Here is a 21,022-nt window from a genome sequence, read left to right on the forward strand (position 1 = left end):
CAAATATTTCATAATACCATCATCAAGCTCTGGTAAATATATAGTAAATTTTTTACTAAGCTCAGCCGGATTAATACTGCTGCATAGCTCATTCCTATCAAAAAACAATATAGTTTTTTCTTGTATTGTTTAACAGAGCTTGTACCATTATTCACCATAACAATCTTAAAAAGACAGGTTATATTCATGATAAGTTTATATAAATATATGCAAAGATTTTCAAATAAATACTCCAATTAGTATTCTGTATTAACATCAAAATCGACATGCCAAATCGGGAAGGTCTGTTATTTGCTTAATGTACGTTTATTATCAATAAGGCAAAATGTGGGCAGATGAACTTGACACTATAAGGGATTCCGGATAAAATGTGCTAAGTTAGTCCTTGCTAACCTCGTAGGATACCAACCGCTATGAATTACACATGAAAGAAAGGAACTCATTCTTATGAAATTACAAAAATTCAGTTCAATACTAGCCCTTGCCCTGGTCATATCACTGACCGGCTGCTCGAATTCACCAGCCAAATCCTCTGATACAAAAGATACCGCAGTTTCAGCTGATCCTGCAGAAACCACAGCTTCCGATACTGCGAATGCAGATACGGCAGAAGATACAACTACAGATTCAAACACCCAGTATCCAATTACCATAAAACATGCTTTCGGTGAAACTGTCATTGAGAGTAAACCAAAACGAATTGCTACGATATCCTGGGGTAATCAGGATGTCCCTCTGGCACTTGGTATTGTACCGGCAGGTGTTTCAACTGCCAACTACGGTGTAACCGACGACAGTGGGCTGCTCCCCTGGACCGCAGAGAAGTTTACGGAATTAGGTGAGGAAAATCCAGTGCTTTTTAAAGATACCGACGGTCTTAATTATGAAGCCATCAGTGATGTCAAGCCAGATGTGATCCTTGCTGCTTATTCTGGAATCACAAAAGAAGAATATGACCTTTTAAGCCAGATTGCTCCGGTTGTGGCTTACCCTACGGCTCCCTGGGAGACCTTTTGGCGTGATCAGATTCTAAATGATTCAGAAGGTATGGGAATGAAGGCAGAAGGAGAAGCGTTAGTTGGTGATTTAGAGCAGTTGATTACAGATAAAACCAGCGCCTATCCACAAATCAAAGGGAAATCTGCCGCATTTTTCTACTTTAATCCTTCTGATTTAGGAAAATTCTATGTCTATCTTCCCACCGATCCCCGTGCCGCTTACCTTACGGATTTAGGAATGACGGTTCCGGAAAGCGTCACAAAACTTGCTGACGGCGCTGAAAGCTTTGCCGTAGAACTTAGTGCTGAAAATGTAGATATATTGCAGGATGTGGATATTATTGTTGCCTATGGAGATGATTCCTTATTAAAAGCTTTGCAGGCAGATGCCTTGGTCGGAACCCTTCCGGCGGTTAAGAGAGGTTCCATAGCGCTGATTGAAGACGGCACACCCTTAGCTGCCTCCGGTACTCCAAGCGCACTTTCCATTCCGGCAACGATTGATGAATATCTTAGCATAATCGGAGAGGCAGCTGATAAAGTAAAATGAAATATACAAAACGGATCACAGTACTGATCATCAGTTTAATCAGTCTTGTGTTATGCATTCTAGCCTCACTGGCTTTTGGGGCACGTTATATCAGTATCCAGGAAGTATTAAACGCTCTGCTGACTGCCAATGCTGACTCGATCAATGCACTGGTAGTAAGGGAGCGTATTCCAAGAACTGTATTTGGCATTATTGCCGGGGCTTCCCTTGGAGTATCTGGTGTTCTTATGCAGGCCATCACCAGGAACCCCATTGCAGATCCCAGCATATTAGGTGTAAATACCGGGGCTTCTCTCTTTGTGGTAAGCGGAATCGCATTTTTTCATATCAATACCGCCGGACAGTATATCTGGTTTGCTTTAGCCGGGGCTGCCCTAACTGCCGTATTTGTCTATGGAATCGGCTCTATGGGGTCTGGCGGCGCTACACCGATTAAGCTTGCCCTGGCTGGCGCTGCTACCAGTGCTGCATTATCTTCTTTGGTCAGTGCAATCATACTGCCCAGAACCGAGGTTATGAATGCCTATAGATTCTGGCAGGTGGGTAGTATAAGCGGTGCCACCTGGGAGGGTATCACAAAGGTACTTCCCCTGCTGCTTATTGGACTTCTGATTGGTATCCTTTCTGCTCCGGCATTAAATGCCCTTGCCTTAGGAGATGATGTTGCAACAGGCTTAGGCGTTAATACAGGAATTATTCGAATTACCGGTGCCCTGGCAGGAGTGCTGCTCTGCGGTGCAGTTACCGCTCTGGCTGGACCCATCGGTTTTGTCGGTCTTATGGTCCCCCATATCATGCGTCTGCTCTGGGGTCCTGATTTACGCCTTATGATTCCCATGTCGGCTATTGGAGGCGCAATAATTTTAACCATATCAGATGTTATCGGAAGGCTTATCGGTACACCAGGTGAACTGGAAGCAGGTATTGTAACCGCCTTTTTAGGGGCTCCGATTCTGATTAGTATTGCTATGAGAGCGAAGGTGCGGTCCCTATGATGAAAAATAATCTTACTATCCTAAAAACAGGTTACCGCAGCAGACATTACCGGTATCTAATGGTAACCCTTTTCCTGGTCATACTTACCCTTTCCCTTAGTATTGCTATGCTCTTACTTGGCAATACCAGATATCCCCTTAGTGTCGTTATACGGGTTCTGCTAGGGGAAGAAATAAACGGAGCCAGTTTTGCCATTGGCACCATCCGACTTCCCCGGATGCTTTCCGGTCTTTTAGTAGGATTGGCATTTGGTATGGCGGGCAGTACGTTTCAGACAATGCTTCGCAACCCACTTGCCAGTCCTGATATTATAGGTGTTACTTCCGGATCGAGTGCGGCAGCTGTTTTTTGTATATTGGTACTGAAAGTAAGCGGAGGTTTGGTATCGGCTGCAGCAGTAATTGCAGGACTTTTCGTGGCTGCTCTGATCTATTTACTCTCCAAAGGCGGCAGTTTTTCCGGCGGACGTTTGATTCTGATTGGAATTGGAATTCAGGCTATGCTTAATGCTTTTACCTCCTATCTCTTATTAAAGGCCTCCCAATATGACGTGCCGGGAGCTCTCAGATGGTTAAGCGGCAGTCTTGGCGGGGCACAGATGAAGGATATCCCAATACTTTTTACAGTGGTCATAATCTTTGGAGTTATAATTATTCTCCTGGGTAAACATCTTAAGATACTGGAATTAGGAGAGCAAACAGCGTTGACACTGGGGGTTCGGACTGATGTGACAAGGCTTTTACTCGTACTTAGTTCTGTATGTTTAATCGCTTTTGCCACTGCAGTTACAGGACCTGTTGCATTTGCAGCATTTCTTTCAGGACCGATTGCCGCAAGACTGGTCGGTATTGGTACTCCCAATGAACTGCCCTCCGGTTTAGTAGGTGCTTCCTTAGTACTTGGCGCAGATCTCCTCGGACAATTTGCTTTTCCTTCCAGATATCCGGTAGGCGTGATCACCGGAATTCTTGGAGCTCCTTATCTTCTTTACTTACTTATCCGTATGAACCGAAAGGGAGGGTCATCATGAAAAAAACACCGGTATTAAAAGCCAGCAATATCGTTGCCGGATATGATAATAAAATAATTCTGGACGACATTACTATAACCATCCCAGCTAATAAAATAAGTGTTATTATAGGGGCTAATGCCTGCGGAAAATCTACTTTGCTTAAAACCCTTGCCAGACTCATAAAACCGGTCTCCGGTGATATTCTTCTGGAGGATAAAAAAATCCGCGACATTCCTTCTAAACAACTGGCTAAAGTTTTAGGGCTTCTTCCCCAATCTCCGGTAGTGCCGGAAGGGATTGCAGTGGGGGATCTGGTGGGAAGAGGAAGATTTCCTTATCAGACATTTTTTAAAGGCTGGGAGAAAAAAGACTATGAAGCGGTAGAAGAAGCGTTGGAAATAATGGGTATTACCGAGCTTGCAAACCGCAGCGTGGATGAACTTTCCGGCGGACAAAGACAAAGAGTGTGGATTGCCATGGCACTTGCCCAGCAGACTGAGATTCTTCTGTTAGATGAACCTACTACTTTCCTGGATATTACTTATCAGGTTGAAATTCTTGATTTATTGACAGACCTTAATAAAAGAAGAGGTACTACTATTGTAATGGTACTTCACGATATCAATTTATCGGCGCGATATGCAGACTATATATTTGCCCTGCAAAAAGGAACGTTGATTCGTGAAGGAACACCGGAAGAAGTTATAACAGAAGGGTTAATCAAGCAGGTCTTCGGGCTGGATTGTGCTGTTATCAAAGATCCGGTCTCCGGTTCCCCTTTTATCGTGCCAAAGGGACGGCACCATGTGAATATGGAGGATATAACTGTTTAATAGAAGTTTAGAATTAATTATGTAATCGAACTGTTATATTCATAATTTATCAAACAGTAAGTGAATCAAAATTATGTATATATTGACATACCTTTATGTTAAGTTGATGCTATCAATTTTTTGATTCACTTTCTGTTTATAATGCTATTTCATCTTTGTAATTCACATGTTATAAGTAGATTTTAGCTTCATAGCCTTAAACTAAAATTACTTATTTTTTTCTTTTATTACTATGTATAATAAGTTCTATGATTTAGCGCAATAATTCCAAAAGATTGTTTACTTCATATATAAGTTGGACAGGATCTTTAATCTTTTTAATAAAGCTTGCCGACATGCCATATTGTCTGATCTTATCAATCCATAGTATCACATCCTCTTTACCGTATCCCGCATGCACAAGTGCATGGTAAATATAAGAAAGTTCATTCTCTACATTAGTATTAAAAACCGCAGGGTCATCAGAGTTAACCGTTACTAGAACTTGTTGCTTCTGATTTGTATCACGATAAGAATTAACTGAATTCAATTTTGTGATATAGTGCTTATATAGACTTTCCACCTCGCCTATTGCAGTATTAGAGGTAGGATTTGTTTCTATATAAATACCCAGGGATTCAACTTTATCAATGAGCACTTTCTGTAAGTTCTTCAATAAATCCAAGCTGAACTCATTCTTATCAATAAGTACCACTCGGTTATATATCTCTTCATAGATGGGACAAAAATGGGTGCAAAGAAGCTTTTCCTTTGTCCACAGAAAAGCACTTTCTTCTAATCCTGCTTCATACTCTTTACAAAAATAATATTGCTTACCCTTCTTTACTTCTCGTGTTTGTTCAAGTTTCATTCTTGAATAAAATTCCTTGAAAATATTCTCTGGTTCTTTAAGGAATTTATCCTGATAAACTTCATACAGAATAAATGCGTTGATACCGGATATATCCCTATAAATATCTCTGGCAATTCCGAGAATACGACCTTCTAAAGCATCTACATTAATAGAAAGCCGCCTCTTCTGATGTACAAGCATACCCCATAACCACAGCATATCCTCAAGAAATTCAATTAAAGGCATTGCTACAATTTCATTTTCAGCGTACCAATATTCCAAATCAACACCCAATGCAATTGCATGACCTAATCGATCCCCTGGTTTATAGTTAAATTTGTCAATGACCTCATCTATATGCCTTAAACCAGAAATCACATGACGATAATCCTCCCCTACATGATAAGTAAACCCCAAGTTTTGGATTCTTTGCGGCTGAACAGTTTTATCATACTTTACGTATGGTTTTGTATTTTTTTTTGAACGGGCTTCGAGGAAAACTGGTGAGAACATCCAAGGTTCTGTATCATTTTCATTTGAGGCAGCATCAATTCCAACAATATATTCATTAAGGTAAGGAATTTCATAACGAAGCTCTTCTATAGCAAAGGCTGCATAGCGTAACTTTCTGCGCCATACGATTATATGATTCGAATTCTGCATTTCTCCCGCGGCATATTTTAGCCAACATGCATCACCAAGAGAATTATCCGTATGCCGCATTTTAATAAAATGGAAGACGATACCTACTACCGGTATATCAATAGGTTCCTTTAAAAGCTTTCGTTTTAATGTCTCCATTCCATATTGCTCTTCAAAAACCTTTAAGTAATCACCCCTACTCTCCTCCTCATCCCAAATTCTTATACAAATATCTTTTTCTAGCAATAACTCATAAATATAATCTCTATAAACCTTAAGTATTTTTCTAATATAATCCTTGATTCCTCTCTTAACCTCTTCTTGAAAAATCTTTGGATTTAATTCATCGATATAATGTTCAGGAATCTCCGGCGCAATCCTCATTTCTATTTTTCGAATATTCTCGATTTCCATAAGACTCTTTAAAATAATTTTATAGAAAATATCCTCTTTTGCTACTGCTAGTTTCATTTCCTTTTTAGAACGATTGAAGAAACGCTGAAAATAATCTAGACCAAGCACAGCGCTTTCCTGTACTAACTCACTAAAATAATCATTTTTGATTCTTAAATACTGTATAAAAAGCTTCATTAAAAGATAATCCCCGCCGCACCTCAGATGTTTCATTAATTTATAAAGAAGTATTATTTCAGAGGATGCTCTTCCATGACGAAAATTGCCAAAAACCGTATCAAGTAAAAAATCTCTTCCACGACCCGAGTACTGTCCGACTGGAATCCATTTTCTTCCCAATATATCTCGGATCTGCAAAAGGAGAGACGGTTCCGTAACCTTTCCGTCCTTCATATCAAGAAGCAAATTCCACACAGTTATACCTTCTGACGAATATACATCAAAAACAAACCGACAGAAACTGTCTTTCGTACCTTTCTGCCCACTTCTATCAAGATATTCCAGATACTGAGCTACAATAATACGAAAGACCATCGCTTTATATAACCTATCCTGATTAGCACCTTTAAATTCCCATTCGCGCCAAACATCCGGATCCATCTCCAAAATCCAAAGGAAGTTATAACGAAACCCCGCATTCATATGCAGATGTATCTCCGCCAAACCCTTTTTAAGAATCTCAGCCAGCAAACTATCAGCTAGAGAAACCTCCCCCGTCTGGCTAGCAATCTGCCTTTGATCCAGCTCTGCCAGAATGTAAAAAGCCGCTGTCAAAACATCTGTTGCCATTATGCGATTCATTGTATTCCATATCTCCACCTTATCAAATGCATGATTCACTCCAAGAATATCAGCTCCCAGATATGGATCCTCAGCATTCTTCCAAGTGCGTATGGAAAGGATACCGTCACGGAAGGTAAGCAGGGAATTGGCTATACGAAACAAATTATTAAAATAACAGTCACAGATGGCATCGGTATATTCCATCCTGCTGCCACCCTTACGCACAAAGTCCTGCACATTTTTTAGCATTACATTCTTAGGATAATACAGTTCAAGAAACAGCAACACATCATCAACAGATTTCATAAGCCTTGTATTATCACTGCAGAGAAAATCAATAAGCTTTTGTCTTGCCCCATCGTACTCAGACTTATATTTCTTCCTTTCTGTATAATCCTCTGCTTTTGTTTGATAAAGCCGATAATAAGTTGCTCCCACCTTCGCAAGATAATCATCCTTATAAAACGCTTTCTGGATATAGGGCATAAGTAATATACTTAATATCTGATTCAACCTATACTTGTTCATCTCTGACCCCCAGAATAACTTCATCGTAATACTCTTTTAAACCAGCATTTATAGTATCACTTAAAAGTTCCTGCAAATAGGTGAATCTTTCCCTTCTTTCCCTCTCCTCTAAAGCTGTCTTGTTTATTCTAATCTTATTTCCAATTTCCCCCGACTCCATTCTAATACTTCTACCAGGTCTTAGTATTTCCATAACTACCTTATACATCTGGTAATAAAACTGATCTATGTATTCTATCTCCTTTACTGATTCTGATGAAACATATTTCAACTCTTCATTTGCCATACTGTCTGTTGTCTTATTATATTCCATATAGCTACTAAGATATATTGGAACAATCAGTTTAAACAACTCTATGTGCATTATATAGTAACAACCATCTTTTATATTTTCAGATGTAATAGCATAATCCACACAGTTCACGGCTTCATAATAAGCAGTTTTCCACTTTTTGTAATTACTATCTGAATCTGGTTGGTCCAGTTCACCTTTTAAGTCCAGAAGTAAACTTCTGACGGCCTCAAGAAGATGAAATATTATTTGCTTTGGCACAGTAACTTTATCCACTCTGCCTGTAAGTTCATCAATAAAACCGTTAATTTCTATATTAGTTTGACCCTTTATCAGGTCTTTGAACTCCGACAAGCTTTTCAGAAACTTTTCAATATCAAGAATTGTTACATAAATTAACTTTTTTTCAATATTCATCATGCGGGATTTCAAATCTGATAGTATATGTCTAAGCTCTATAACACTGTAAATGTTTGTTTTCCCATCAAATATATATTCACCATAGAAGAATTTCTCTAAATTCTCTCTTTTGTTGTCTGACTTGTTATGTCCTGAGTTTTCATCAAAGAATATCTCTTCCATACTCTGTGAAAGCTGTGAAAATTGGATATAATCATTATCTTTGAAAACAGCATCCCTTAATACTGTCACAATATTCATACAATATTCCTGTTTTTCTGATTGCAGCTTGGATTCCTTAGCCTTGCTTCTCTTTTGTTTTTTGAGTTCAAGTGAAAGGATTTCTGCCGGTTTATTCTGCAGATTATAATCCTTGATAAAGTTAGCAATACTCCTATCTATCTCATCTTTTACGGCAAGCAGATACGGAAGTTTCACCTTGCCGGGTAATAATAACTGCTCAGCCTCTCTAGAATTGAAACTGTATAAGTTACTGTAAGCTCGGAATAATAGTACTACTATTTTCCGCAGCCATTCCCAATTGTTCCCATACCAATTTAATATATCATCCTTAGTAATTATACCGTTATCTGCAAGTTTAGAAGAAAAATAATGCAGATAAGTATAAGTAAATTTCTGACTATCCAGATCCATATATGAAAAACTTTCCACAACCTGTAAGACTTTCTCATAATGATAAAAGAAATACCTTGCTCCGCCTGTCCAATCACTTTTAACAAAAGTACCTCCGTCAAACACATAACGGTTTAAAAAGATGGACAGTTCTTCTGTCCCATGTATTCTGGTTCTTTTCGGACATATTATTCTGTCGCACATATTATCCAGTTCAAGCAATACATTTTCAGTAAAGAATAATAGGGAAAAAAGAGAGAGGGTCTGTGGGATAAATATCCTTTTCTCTTCTTCAATTGAATAAATCCCAAAATCACTATCAACCCTATTAACCAGATAGCTGTAGTTTAAATACATATTCCATTGATTATGATGGTGTAAAAACAGGTTATCCACCATTTCATTAATCTCGGTCAGTTTAATTCCGATGCTATCATTAGCATTCAATATGTTAAAAATGAAATGCTTTACCTGATTATAGATATGGTTTTGAAAATACTTTACCTCAGTATCCTTGTTTGCATCTTGTTTGCTTAAAACGTCTAGGTACCTGGTTTTATATAATGTCAAATAATTGAGGAACTCTTCCAATATAAAGTAACCATTAGAAATCTGTCTCGATGTATCTCCCAAAAAATCCATAAAAAAACTATTAAAATTATTATTGTAGTATAGAAAATTACTTTTACCCGATGATACATTCAAAAAACGGTTAATCATCCGATTTAGTTCCTCTTCCAAATTTAATTCATTGTAAATAAAACTTTTCTTTCGTTCTACATTTTTAAAACATTCTAGATAGTAGCTATAGGCTGGTGGTAATATCTTATTTAGATACATCTTGGCCATTTGCTGAAGATTATCCTTGTTTTCATGCTGGGATTGTTGCTGATAAGCTTGTGTCGCCTCCAGTTCCTTTCTGTTATCTATTTTTAAATCGCCCCATATCTCATTACGAAGATAGTTTTCTATGACTGTTAAGAACATTTCTTCATCCGCCGTAATAATGACCACAATATTAGGATGTGCAAGATATTTGGTAATAACAGACAAGAGATATACCGCCTTTTTCGGGGATAGATCGACATCATCAAACATAAAATAGAGTAACGGAAGCTCCTCAGCAGAATTGGGGGAACACTTACCGACTGTATTAGATATAGCTGAGCCTCTTGGTTCAGCTTCCATAAGAGCCTCAATCAACTTTGTCCAGAAGCTTGTAAGGTTTTTTGCAAGCTTATAACTGTTAAGTGCCTGCTTAGCAGAATTCCCAGTTGCATCATAAAAAGAACTGTCCTTATACGGGTTATAATTTTGTGAAAAACACAGTTCATTCAACAGTTTTAACTGTTCTCTCAAAGGATTACCGTTTTGGAACCTACAATTTGAAAAAAAATCAGAATCTGTTTGGCAGTTTTTCTTTTCAATCCTAGCTTCTACATCATTTACAACTTCGTCTAACAATGCCATAATCCAACCTAATATATTATCGTTACCCGGAATCATTTCCGGCATAATTACGGGAAAAACATAATCACCGTTCTTCTTCTGCTCAATCATATGTTTTAAGGTAAACAGGGCCGATGTCTTACCAGTTCCCCTTTTCCCAAATATAGAAAAAACGCTATCATACATCAGATTGTATTGATACCGTTCTTCTCCAATTCGCCATGATTTTCTGTCGAATATATCACGCCTATGCTTTTCTAAATGCTCCATTAAATTCGTGTAAGTTGGAAATACGCTTTCCAACTGACGAGACTTTAAAATCTTAATTCCCATCTTATCTGGTACTAACCGATAATTCTCATCAGTTTGCCTTTCATATTGCATTCTTTAGCTCCCCCTATTCTTATGTTTATAACAAAAATCTTCTCATTTACTTACCTTAAGCTTAGTGCCACTTTTGGGTTTCCTAGGTATATGATCTATCACTCTAATCGGTCTTGCTTGATTTACAGCTATGTTATCCAATAAAGGATTATTTTTTGCTTTCTCATTCTGAATCATACGTCTTATCTCAATTATATCAATATCCTTAGCAACACCAAATACCTCGATAAGATTTCCGTTATTCTGCATTGACTTTTTCTGAGTCATAGCATTTGCTACCGACTTTCTGCCGCCAATACTTAATACTGCATCTTTCTTAACCATAATATCACTCCTTTCTAAACATATTTATATTAATTATTATATGTAAAAAAACAGGTTTGATACTCAAATCGTTAATAAACATTTGTCAACCTGTCCAATTTATTTAAAATTTACTAATTTATTTGTAGTCTAATATTCGAATACTTAATCGCTAGATACTAGTTTATTATCATATATCAGATTAAAAGGTAATTTAATTATAACAAATATTTCAAGGAGGTACAACATGAAATTTGGAATGACGATATAAAAATGTTTTTATACCTAATAATTTGATTGGTTAGCCTCATAAAAAACTATATTTCACAAATGCTTATATATTAAGTCTGATTTCGTCCATCAGTAGAATAATACCAGATTTCTCTCAGTTTTTGAAACTTATTTCGTATAATAACTTCTGCTATAAGCGCCTATTTAGCTGCAAAAAATCTCCTCCAATGCCCTGCCATCACAGTTATCTAAGTGGACTCCCAGAATACTTGCCATAGTAGGTGCTAAATCCACCATGGAAACTTCACCCAGGGGATACCCCTTTTTGATGCAAGCTCCAGATATCACTAAATTGCACTGATATCCGGGCTTATCCGGTGAAAAGCCGTGAGTTGCATAAGTGATGCCCTGTTCCTTCAAATCGGTAACCACAGAACCCTTAAGACTATCATCGAAACAGTAACCTGCCTTAGCCTCCAGCATATAAGAAACCGAAGAAACCACATGCTGCTCCTTTAACTCCTTACCGGTATATATTCTCTCGATTCCATAGCTTTCTTTCGCAGCCGCCATATTTATAACCTCTAATGCCAGCTGTTCCGCTTCACTATCCTTCTCTTTGAGATGAAGATATGCTGCTCCGCCGGCACTCTGAATATATGCCCGCCATTTCATTTCACCTTTCTCTTCATAGATCAGACCTTTTTCTTTCAGTAATTGATTTAGTTTTACCTTATAACGGATATTAATCTGTCCGTGATCCCCTACTACCAGAAATACCGTATCTTTATAGCTGCCTGCTTCTTCTGCTGCCTTTATGATATCTCCCAGTCTGTTATCCATACGGATAAGGATTTTCTCAATCTCTGTACTATCCGTACCATAACCATGCTTTCCATCATCCAGATCAATAAGATGAAGAAAAAGCAGTTCCGGTTTTTTCTGCTTAATCACTTCCACTGCACACCTGGTAGTAAAGTCATCCAGATAAGGCTGCTGAATCCCTTTTCTGATATGGCCGAACTTTCTCTCCATTCCGATGCTAAATAGCGGACTGCCGTTTTTTAATATTTTAATTGCCTGATTTTCATTTTTAACTGCCCTTATCTCCGGTATGTTATAAGTAATGGCAGCCTTTCCCGTTACGGGCCATAAAATTCCGGCGGATTTCATACCTTGTTCTTTCAGCCGGTCATAAATAGCAGGCACTTTCACATCCTTCTTAAACCAAAACCAGTTCTGGTCTTTTTCCGGTATAAAAGGCTGAAGGGGATTGTTGTGATAAATCCCGTGTTTGTCCGGATAAACCCCTGTTACCATCGTAGTATGCACCACATAAGTAAGGGTTGGATACACACTTTTCAGCTTATGTGTACCGACCCCATTATCTATTAATCTCGATAGATTTGGCAGACTTTTTGCCTTTTCCCAATTATCCTCTGAAAATGCATCATAGGATATCACGATTAAATGTTTTGCTTTTCCTGTCCCCATATGATTCCTCACTCCATAACTTAAACTTCACTGCTAAAGCTGTGCTCCTTCGGCAGTGTAATAAAAATTGCAAACCCTATCAAAAACAAAGGAATAATCCCTAGTATACTTAATTTAGCATTACCGGTAAGAGTCGTTGTCAGTGACATTACCGTCGGTCCTACAATTGCAGAGAATTTACCGAATATATTGTAAAAACCAAAGAACTCATTCGATTTCTCTTTTGGTACAATCCTGGCATAATAAGATCTGCTGAGGGCCTGAACTCCACCCTGTGCTGAACCAATTAAAGCACCCAGAATAAAGATATGCCATACGGAAGATATAAAATATGCCGCAATACACGAAACGATATAAGTAAAGATACCTATCGTAATCATGGTTCTGGCTGAAAACCTTTTTGCCAGATTGCCATAGAGTATTGCGCAGGGAAATGCGATTACCTGAATAATCAACAGGATTCCAAGGAGGGTAAAGGTATCCAGGGCATTGTCTCCTAAGACAGAAGTTGCATAGGGTACCACCATTTTAATAATAGTATCTACTCCGTCTATATAGAAAAAATAGGCAAGGAGAAAAATGAATACGGTTTTGTGCTGTCTGATATTCTTAAAAGTGGAGCCCAACCGCTTAAAGCTGTTATACACCGGACGGGGTTCTGGCTCTATGTAGTGCTTCTGCTTTACCTCCCTTATCATAGGCAGGGTAAAAAGCCCCCACCATAAGGCCGTAATGATAAACCCAATCTGATATCCGATTGCCTTGTCCATTCCCAATACAAAAATCAAAGCAAGACTGATGCCAAAAGGAATTACGCTGGATATATATCCAAAAGCAAAGCCTAAAGAAGAAACCTTGTCCATCCGTTCATCCTTTGATACATCGACTATAAATGCATCATAGAATATATTGGAGCCTGCAAAACCAATGGCAGATAAAACAAAGAACAGAATCAAGAGTTTCCACTGTCCGCTGGAGGGAGATACAAAAGCCAGGGCTGCCGTTGCGAATACCCCAAGCGCTGTAAAGAACACAAAAAAGCGTTTCTTCTTATCCTTATAATCTGCTATCGTTCCTAAAATCGGACTTAATACTGCCACCAGAATACTTGCTATTGAATTAAAATACCCAAGATCCATACTGTTTTTTACATTATCAAACATACCAAATATAATTGGTAGAAGTGCTGTTGTAACTGCCATGGAATACGCCGAATTACCGCAGTCCACGAATACCCATGCTCTTTCTTCTCTGGTTAATTTCATGAGATAAAACTCCTCCTGTGTTTATGATTGATAAAATTATACCATATAGTTTATAATGGTACGTAAAAATAATGTAAAGAATTCAAACTTCGCAGTTATTTTTGTCCTGGTATACTTGATAAAATCAGCAAGGAAGGTGATTAAGTAAGCATTGATTATGCTTTCAATTTAGCTTTAGGGCTGATTTTATTGAGTAAAGAATATATAAACATGGATTCAAATATTACTTCGCTGCTCCTCAGCGATTTTAAGTCCAATATCCGGATAATTGGTAATCATGCCTTCCAGGTTGTTCTCGCATACCATTTTCATATATTCCGGCTCGTTGACAGTCCAGGGACGCAATAGAATGTTCTTTTCCCTGCACTCCTTAATAAAATTTGGATACTGCAGGTTATAAAGAGCCGGATGCAACGCTTTCACACCATGCCTTAGGGCATATTCCGGCATATCTATATAGCCGTCTTCATATAAAAAAGCCGTTTCTACAGTAGGCTTTAATTCACTCAGTTTCATTACCGAATAATGATTAAAGGAGGAATAAATAACCTTATCTTCAAGTCCCATTTGCTTTGTTAAATCCAGTACTTTTTCTTCAATATTATCATAAAATATGATTCCGCTTTTTATCTCCACATTAATGAGTAACCCGGATTCTTTCATAAGCATATACACTTCCTCAAGAGTAGGGATTTTAACCACACCATACTCAGGAAATTTTTTATTGACATTCAGTGTCTTAATTTCTTCCAAGGTAAAATCCTTTACCCATCCGCGCCTGTCACTGACTCGGTTAACCGTCTCATCATGGATAATTACAAGAGCTCCATCCTTTGTCATCTGTACATCCAACTCTATTCCGTCGGCTTTTAGCTCAATTGCTTTATGGAATGCCTCCAAGGTATTCTCCGGAGCATATCCGGAAGCTCCTCTATGTGCCCATACTAATGTCCGTTTCATAGTGTTATTCCTTTCCCTGATAAACTTCCTCTTTCTTCCTTTTACTATACACTGAAACAGTAAAAAAACAAAGTTTATTTATAAAATTTTTCGATATAACAGCTTATTTGCAAATGCAATATTACAAATTAAGACATTTATTCTATTCCCAATCAACTGAATTAAAGCAGGTCCTCAGATATTTATATGTACTATAAATACATATTCTATTCCTATATTCAGCTTGGCAGTTCATATGCAAACAATCAGTTTTGTCGTATAATTAAGACAAAATCAGAGAAGACTAAAACAGATAATTAAGCATCACTTATAGATAGCTTATAGATATATATCATAAATCATAAGCTGTAATTGTAAATCAGATTGGACTAGTAACCTTGTCAGCTTTTAAACATGATTGAATCACATTTCACAAATAAGATGAAGGAGGATATTATTATGTATATTGGCAGCACAAATTATTATATGGACACTTTGAAAAATCGGGGCAATATTCAGCCAAACTGGGATGCTTCTGAGAAGTACGAGAATTGCGAAAACTTCTATCAGCAGATAACCGGAGAAGACGATAAAAGTAAATATTTCCACAAAAAGAATAAGAATGTTCAATAAGAATGAAAGCTTTTATAATTGTATTATACTGACTTGCAGCTTTGATATATCCATTTCAAACATCTTTATGGAATAACTAAAATTTCAATATGTTAAAAACCTGCTAATGAAAATAAACTTGACTTTCATTAGCAGGTTTTTATGTTATAACATAAACGGTTAAGTTTCCGGATAAACCTTATTTATGCCATATTGGCTGTTAATAACCAGCCACATCTGAGCAAAATAATTCATAATATTCCAGATTGCAGCTCCTTGAATTCCATATTCCGGCACAAGCCCCGTCAGGGTATTAATCGTTCTTGCATCGGAGAACCATACAATGTGTCCGACTTGTACGTTATTTAAAGTATAATACTCATAGTATGGAGCCTGGGCATTCTCTTCAAACAGTATCGTGGAACCGGTCACCACGGCCAGTTCAATTGCCGCATCCGTCGTCAGCGAATTCGCTCTGGTCACACCTATCACATATGGAGTCTGCCAGTTGTATCCAATGACAGAAATCCCATTGAAAATTTTTTCTGCCGGTATTAAAGCAACCGCATACTCAATAAACTGTCTTGACAAATATGCAGGTGTAGTTGGGGAAGGTGGTCCGGAAAAGGACCCCCAGGCATAGGATAAGATTATTATATAATCCGAAAGCTGACCTAAAACTGTGTAATCTACTTTTTCATAATTAATTTCGCTGGAACTTACGTAAATCCTTGGAGTCAGGGTTATAAATAATACAAAGCCTTCCTCCTTTAAACGTACGGATAATCTGGTAATATAGTTTTCATAGGCCAGTCTGTTTTCCTGATTTAAATTTACCAGTGAAATATTTAATCCATAATAATCTTTTTCTCTTAATATGTTTAAGATAGCATTAATATTACGTGTTAAATTCTCTTCATTATACAAGATACTATTTTCGACCTCGGCATTGCTTATTCCCTGATAGTTTAGGGTGGATAATGACATGATGGGAGCAACACTATACTCCTTGGCGAGTTGAATGACCTCCGTCTCATCACTGCCTTCTATTTCACCATTCTCTACCGTCCTGTAATTAAATATCGTTAGAAAGGTTAAGAAAGGCAGGGTTTTCCTTAGTATATCCCGATCTATAAAAGGATAAGCATATGCATTAACAGAAATACTGCCTTGGGTTTCATAGCGGATAATAATCGTTTCACCTTGATAAAGTGCATCCCTGTTTGAAAGAAAAGGATTATTCCTAAGTAACTGCATTCTGGTAACACCAAATGCAGCGGCTACGCTCTCAAGGGTATCTCCCTCAGTGGCAATATAAACCTGATTGGGATATGCAATTACTATGGTTTGTCCGGTAACCAGTTGTTCTGGGTTTATTAACCCGTTTTGCTCTACTAAACCCGTTACCGATACATTATAATCCTGGGCTATGGTATAAATCGTTTCACCGGGCTGTACTACATGAATAATCATGAATACCTCAATTTATCAATTTGTTTCATTATATGATTCATTTTATAAATTATAATCTAACAGCCACTTATATTGTAAGTCGGGGGCAATTAAATCAACTAATATCAAGTTTATAATAAAAATCTATCGGCTGGAATTTCATAAAACATATACCAGGCTTCATTAAAACAATTGAAAGAATTCCCCAAAATTCTTAAAATGTTTATTATATACCATCTGCTTAACTTTAAGATTATCTATACCTGTAATCTCCTTTATGAAATTATCCACATCTTCTGTAATCTCATTGTCTAATATAAAGATATTATTATAGGAAAAGGGATATATTCTGGTAAAATAATTCTTTAACTTATCTGCAAGGGTCTCTTCTTTAAACAAGAAATCCCGGCAGTCCATTATTTCAAGGACTTCTAATTCCATAGAAAACTCTTCTGCCTGCATTATTTCATTTTTTAGAGCCTTTTTAAAAAGCTCTATATGATTTGGAAGAAGAAACTTCTGCTGTTCTTCCAGGGTGTAAAGATTATTAAGGACTGGCGCAATATGACCGGCAATACTCTCAAGAGTCAGTATATTCTCTTCTTCCCCGTTACCGGCCTCCTTATATTTAAACACCATAATAACTCCAAGAAGGTCTGTATCAATCCGCTCAATATAGATCGGCATTATACTTAGGCCTGATATTTCTCCCAGGCTGTTATAGAAATCCTCTTCTAAAAATTCTTTGGTTTCCTCTTCACTGCTTATAATCAAAGTATTGCCTTCTAGCACCTTTTCCCATCTGGAATCCGGTTTTATTATAACCTCCGGCACACTGATTCCATATAAGGACTGAATCTTAAACTCCCCCTTTTCCTTATCATAGAGGGCTATCAGGGCTTTTTCTACATCAAAGGATATATTTAACGTCTTTAAGGTCATCTCAAGAAGGATATCCGTACGGGTGGAACTATTTATATTCTTAATCAGCTCGTTGAGACTGACCAGTTTCTCAAGCTTCCTTTGTATGGATTTTTTCTGTTCTGTAACCTGGGAAAACAGTCTGGCATTGGATAGGGAGATGAAGGTAGAAGAGGCCAGACTTTCGATTAGTTCAAATATGCTGCTTTTATACTTTGCACCGGTAACCGTACTGCTTAGGGAGACAAAACCCAGAATTTGATTATTTCTTACAATCAATATCAGATACAGGGGCTTAAGCTCACTTAAAGAGTCGATATTTTCCTCAAAGATAGAGTTAAAATACGCTCTGTCCCCTTCCTTTGATACATCGATGATTATTTTATTGCTATCGATAAAACTGCCGCTTTTCAGACTTAAGCTTATCCAGATATCTTTTACATTATGGAAAATATCCTTAAAGGCTTTTAACGTATAGTTTTCACTTTTTTCATCATAGAGTACAAAACCGGTAACAGAGCTTTGGGTAAGTTCTGAAAAGACATCGGTGGAAAGGTTGTATAGAGCAGCTAAATCCAGTTCACTAAGAAGGACTCTTGAGGACTGGTTTATCGCAAATAGATTAAAGATTTTTTCGTCCAGACTTAAGTTTGCCTTTTGAAGCACCTGGTAACTTTTATAATTACCAAGGGCCGTATTACATAACTTCATTAAAACTTCTGCAATGATATAATCATTTTCCGTAAAATCACCCATAGTTTTATTGGTGATGAAGATAAATCCCGACAGACTGTATTCTGCTATAATCGGAATTACCAGTTTTACATTATACTGCTGCGTTAAGTCTTCCTTGAAGTATTTTACCATATCCTTTTTATCATATAGAATGCTTCCATGGAATTTGGCATAATTATCGTGGGTTTCCTCTGCCGTTATGACCTCAGGTTTGCCAAATTTTCCTTTTACCTTTTTTCTGATATAACTTTTATTATCCTCGCTCAGATAATAAAGGGCCGAATGCTCTACCAACAGCAATTCATTAATAAAATCAAAAACTGCATCTATTATTTGTTCGGAATTCATCTGCTGTGAAAAGAAATCAATGGATTCTATAAGACCGGAATACCGAAATAACTTTTCCAAAGTTTCATGATTGTTTTGCTGTTCTTGTATAATATTTTGCAGGGAATGATCCATCGCAGAATATCCTCCTTATCTTTAGACTTGATTACACGACATATTTTATCTCAGGGTTCTATTTTTTCAGACTTCTTTTATTTCAGACTTCTTTATTTTTTGACTTCTTTTATTTCAGACTTCTTTTATTTGAGACTTCATTTATTTCTGACCTCTTTTATTTCAGACTTCTTTATTTTCTGACCTCTTTTATTTCAGACTTCTTTTATTTCACCGTTCTGTAAATAAAAACTGGTTTTTAAGGTATCCCTTCTTACTTCATGTATCTGATTTCTTAATTCGATCCGAGTATTGGGATATGCTTTCTTCTGTATGGAAATTTCTCCGTCACCTTTAATTTTTAAATATCCGGCAATGGTTTTTAACTCATTATACATCAGGTTATAACTTTCTTTCATCTCCAGGTAAGAATTCATGGCCGCTTCATATTTTTCCGTATTATCATTGCCGGAATCATTGGAATGGGAATAGATAAAAGCTTCCTGCTTTACTTTTGCCATATCGATTTTCAGGGTATTCATATTTTCCTGCAGCCGTTCTATTTCTTCTTTCAAGACCACTCGGTCAAAGCCTTTTACTACGATTACCGTTCGCTTTTCCCCTGGGTTACCGATATAAGAGGAGCTGACCCTTAAATCAGCCTGTATCATTCCGCCGACTATTTGTCCATTGGGAGATTCAATAAACACCTGTTTAGCGATTATATTGCTGTTAAAACAATAGGAGGATATATGTACATCACCTTCACATATAATTGTCGCATCGGATATGTACTTCGTATATAAATCAGCAGTAGATTTTACTACCGATCTGCCCTTGCCAGCAATTCCTCCTTTTATAAAGATTCCGCCGCTCCGGCTTACAATATCTTTTACACTTCCAACTCCCAGATTCCCAAGTATTTCAATATCTTTATCCGCAGAAATGGAGAAATTATCACCTACAATACCTTTTACGCTTACAAAACCATCAAAATCAATATTACCTGTTTTAAAATCCACATCTCCGGATATCTCCAACAGATTGGAAACCAATATTTTATCACCACTGTAATGTACTGCCCCTTTTCTAAGGGAATACAGGGAGGTAACGCCGTTTTCATATACTTCCTTTACCGTTTTTCTATCGTAGGAGAGGGAATAGGTTTTACCAGGCACTGCCGGAACCGTCTCACCTTTTACGGTTTTACCAGGAGTTCCTTTGGTTGCATCGGTTCTTGAACCAAGCCATTCGCCTTCCTCCACTTTATTGATTAAATTTAATTCATAATAATCCACTGTACCGTCTTCTTTAATTTCCGGTGTATACTCTTTTAATTGATACATGGTAATTATGGAATCTTTTCCGTTTACCGGTACCATACCTTTTGCTATAAGCAGTCTGCGACCGTTGCATAAACCTTCCAACAAGGTTTGCTTTTGAACACCATATAAAATCCCCAGCTTATTTAACTTCATTATGATTTCTTTTACCAGTGCGGTGGTTTTAAGCTCCTCTTCCTTTACACAAAGGGTCAGATATGCACTTAACCTGTCCCCGGAGATTTCAATCTGTATCCGTTCTATGATTTCTCCGATTTTTACAAATCTTTTTGAAGGTTTACCCAGAACTTCCTTTACAGCTGTTGAATCTGTTATGTTAATCTGAGGATATTCTTCCAAAACTTTTTCAAAATATGTTAATGCGATTCCATAAGAAAATGACTGTAGAAAAACTTCTTTAGAAATTTTAGAAATGGCAAAAAACTCATTCGAAAACATTACTTCGTACTCTGACATCTACCTGACCTCCGACGTATTCCGTAGTTCACTATCTTCTGTATTTTGTACCTTTCACATAAAATCCCAAGGTTTTAGCCGATTT

The 21,022-nt window shown here is 37.4% G+C and carries 14 protein-coding genes; 5 read left to right on the forward strand and 9 right to left on the reverse strand.

All coding sequences use genetic code 11. The features are described from left to right. Positions 1-447 precede the first annotated feature (447 nt). From QA584_RS18985 to QA584_RS19000, 4 genes are read left to right on the forward strand one after another with little or no spacing between them, the layout of a single operon-like run. Complete coding sequence (locus QA584_RS18985; protein WP_278270675.1) at positions 448-1,548, forward strand: iron-siderophore ABC transporter substrate-binding protein; 1,101 nt, start codon at positions 448-450, stop codon at positions 1,546-1,548. Next, complete coding sequence (locus tag QA584_RS18990) at positions 1,545-2,543, forward strand: FecCD family ABC transporter permease (protein WP_278270676.1); 999 nt, start codon at positions 1,545-1,547, stop codon at positions 2,541-2,543. Before QA584_RS18985 ends, QA584_RS18990 begins: the two co-directional genes overlap by 4 nt. Continuing rightward, positions 2,540-3,574 carry a FecCD family ABC transporter permease gene (locus QA584_RS18995; RefSeq protein WP_278270677.1) on the forward strand — a complete coding sequence of 345 codons (1,035 nt, stop codon included), beginning with the start codon at positions 2,540-2,542 and terminating at the stop codon, positions 3,572-3,574. Before QA584_RS18990 ends, QA584_RS18995 begins: the two co-directional genes overlap by 4 nt. After that, entirely contained in the window at positions 3,571-4,389 is an 819-nt protein-coding gene (locus QA584_RS19000; protein WP_278270678.1) for an ABC transporter ATP-binding protein, read from the forward strand. Before QA584_RS18995 ends, QA584_RS19000 begins: the two co-directional genes overlap by 4 nt. A gap of 253 nt (positions 4,390-4,642) precedes the next feature. On the opposite strand, the gene QA584_RS19005 is transcribed toward QA584_RS19000, so the two are convergent. The 6 genes from QA584_RS19005 to QA584_RS19030 all read right to left on the reverse strand — a co-directional run bounded on the left by QA584_RS19005 (position 4,643) and on the right by QA584_RS19030 (position 14,998). After that, complete coding sequence (locus QA584_RS19005) at positions 4,643-7,588, reverse strand: hypothetical protein (protein WP_278270679.1); 2,946 nt, start codon at positions 7,586-7,588, stop codon at positions 4,643-4,645. Then, positions 7,575-10,745: a hypothetical protein gene (locus QA584_RS19010; RefSeq protein ID WP_278270680.1), complete on the reverse strand. Its 3,171-nt coding sequence runs from the start codon at positions 10,743-10,745 to the stop codon at positions 7,575-7,577. Before QA584_RS19010 ends, QA584_RS19005 begins: the two co-directional genes overlap by 14 nt. A gap of 42 nt (positions 10,746-10,787) precedes the next feature. Beyond that, positions 10,788-11,069, reverse strand: coding sequence for a hypothetical protein (locus tag QA584_RS19015; RefSeq protein ID WP_278270681.1), 282 nt, complete (start codon positions 11,067-11,069; stop codon positions 10,788-10,790). A 414-nt stretch (positions 11,070-11,483) separates the two neighbouring features. Continuing rightward, positions 11,484-12,773 (reverse strand): alkaline phosphatase family protein, encoded by a 1,290-nt coding sequence (locus tag QA584_RS19020; protein WP_278270682.1) that lies wholly within the window; start codon positions 12,771-12,773, stop codon positions 11,484-11,486. Between the two features lie 20 nt (positions 12,774-12,793). Next, a complete protein-coding gene (locus tag QA584_RS19025) occupies positions 12,794-14,038 on the reverse strand; it encodes an MFS transporter (RefSeq protein ID WP_278270683.1) in 1,245 nt (414 codons plus the stop codon). Between the two features lie 216 nt (positions 14,039-14,254). Further along, positions 14,255-14,998 carry a glycerophosphodiester phosphodiesterase gene (locus tag QA584_RS19030; protein ID WP_278270684.1) on the reverse strand — a complete coding sequence of 248 codons (744 nt, stop codon included), beginning with the start codon at positions 14,996-14,998 and terminating at the stop codon, positions 14,255-14,257. Positions 14,999-15,436: 438 nt separating this feature from the next. On the opposite strand from QA584_RS19030, the gene QA584_RS19035 reads away from it, so the two are divergent. Further along, positions 15,437-15,610 carry a hypothetical protein gene (locus QA584_RS19035; RefSeq protein WP_278270685.1) on the forward strand — a complete coding sequence of 58 codons (174 nt, stop codon included), beginning with the start codon at positions 15,437-15,439 and terminating at the stop codon, positions 15,608-15,610. A 159-nt stretch (positions 15,611-15,769) separates the two neighbouring features. On the opposite strand, the gene QA584_RS19040 is transcribed toward QA584_RS19035, so the two are convergent. The 3 genes from QA584_RS19040 to QA584_RS19050 all read right to left on the reverse strand — a co-directional run bounded on the left by QA584_RS19040 (position 15,770) and on the right by QA584_RS19050 (position 20,937). Next, complete coding sequence (locus QA584_RS19040) at positions 15,770-17,062, reverse strand: LysM peptidoglycan-binding domain-containing protein (RefSeq protein WP_278270686.1); 1,293 nt, start codon at positions 17,060-17,062, stop codon at positions 15,770-15,772. 162 nt (positions 17,063-17,224) lie between these two features. Further along, on the reverse strand, positions 17,225-19,159 hold the full coding sequence (locus QA584_RS19045) for a GAF domain-containing protein (protein ID WP_278270687.1): 1,935 nt from the start codon (positions 19,157-19,159) through the stop codon (positions 17,225-17,227). 194 nt (positions 19,160-19,353) lie between these two features. Further along, on the reverse strand, positions 19,354-20,937 hold the full coding sequence (locus QA584_RS19050) for a DUF342 domain-containing protein (RefSeq protein WP_278270688.1): 1,584 nt from the start codon (positions 20,935-20,937) through the stop codon (positions 19,354-19,356). Positions 20,938-21,022 lie beyond the last annotated feature (85 nt).

It is taken from the genome of Anaerocolumna sp. AGMB13025, assembly GCF_029689925.1.
Classification (GTDB): Bacteria; Bacillota; Clostridia; order Lachnospirales; family Lachnospiraceae; genus Anaerocolumna.